This is a genomic window from Roseateles sp. P5_E1, assembly GCF_054049335.1.
Genome location: NZ_JBFUMN010000260.1, coordinates 1 through 638, shown reverse-complemented (window position 1 = coordinate 638; position 638 = coordinate 1). Strand labels below are relative to the sequence as shown.

At 63.6% G+C, this 638-nt stretch carries 2 protein-coding genes; both read right to left on the bottom strand.

Features of this window, described 5'->3' with window-relative positions:
* Positions 1-256, bottom strand: a 256-nt coding sequence (locus ACXJKJ_RS30925) for a primosomal protein N' family DNA-binding protein (protein ID WP_457395366.1), incomplete at its 3' end; no start/stop codon positions are given.
* A gap of 104 nt (positions 257-360) precedes the next feature.
* Positions 361-638: hypothetical protein (locus ACXJKJ_RS30920; protein ID WP_457395364.1), on the bottom strand; the 278-nt coding region annotated here is incomplete at its 5' end.

Here is a 638-nt window from a genome sequence, read left to right as displayed (position 1 = left end):
CGAGCAGCTCGCCGTGGAACAGCGGCGCGTCGTCCAGGCGATGGCCGGCCTTGGCGGCGGGAGCATCGGCATCGGGCGCGCCGATGCCGGCCACGACCCCCACCAGCTCGCGCGGACCGAACGGGACCCGCACCCGACACCCCACGTCGGCCGCCGTCACCCCACCATCGGCGGGCCGGTAGTCGAACAGGCGCGGCACCGGCACGGGCAGAGCCACGTGCCAGACCAAGGCGGGAGCGGTGGGCGGTGCTGTCATCAGGGACAGTGTGCGCGGCGCCTCGCGCCGAGTCATGTTGGTGAAAATTACCCGCCCGGAAGCGGATTCAGGAAACGCGGGCGGAACCCCGGCCAAAAGGCATGTCAGTTGCGCGCCATTCTTCCCTCAAACATGACGTACATCACGTAACTGACGGATATGAAAGGGGATTCGGGCTTATCCACACCAGTTGTGGATAAGTCTGTGGAGTGAATCCCTTCACGCGCACGGAATGCAGGAAACGTAGGCCCCCCATGTGGGTTGGCTAAAAAAGTGCCAATGCCGCTATGTTCTTTAAAATCAATAGCTTGCTCGTGAAACACGGTTGCAGTCGACGCCTGGCAAGTGGGCCCTCGGCGGCGGGTGACGAGATTGTTACTGC